Genomic DNA, 370 nt, shown 5'->3' with positions numbered 1-370 from the left:
CTAGTGGATTGACCGGAACGAAAGAGTCCGTCTGGGGATTCCCACCGGCTTGCAGGCGTGCCAGTCTCGGAGGATGCGCGATGGGATCAGCTTCACCGTTTCAGCTTCCGACCGTCAACGCCTGGACGACATCGTGTCGGCTCCCTTGAGCCCGCAGAAACATGTCTGGCGCGCCCGTATCGTGCTTTTGAGCAGCGATGGCCTGGGCACCTCGGCGATCATGGCGGCCACAGGCAAGTCGAAGACCTGCGTGTGGCGCTGGCAGGAGCGCTTCATGCACGAAGGTGTAGATGGTCTTCTTCGCGACAAGTCCCGTCCGCCCGGCAAGGCGCCAGTGTTGCCCAAGCGCGTGGCCGAGATTGTCCGGCTG

The 370-nt window shown here is 63.0% G+C and carries 1 protein-coding gene; it reads left to right on the top strand.

The window, feature by feature from the left end:
- Window positions 1-73: 73 nt before the first annotated feature.
- A partial coding sequence (locus OKA11_RS24540; RefSeq protein WP_267225262.1) for a helix-turn-helix domain-containing protein occupies window positions 74-370 on the top strand: 297 nt, incomplete at its 3' end.

The organism is Novosphingobium clariflavum, assembly GCF_026420865.1.
In the GTDB taxonomy this organism is placed as follows: domain Bacteria; phylum Pseudomonadota; class Alphaproteobacteria; order Sphingomonadales; family Sphingomonadaceae; genus Novosphingobium; species Novosphingobium clariflavum.
The sequence above is the reverse complement of the archived record's forward strand: the minus strand, read 5'-3'. Positions and strand labels throughout refer to the sequence as shown.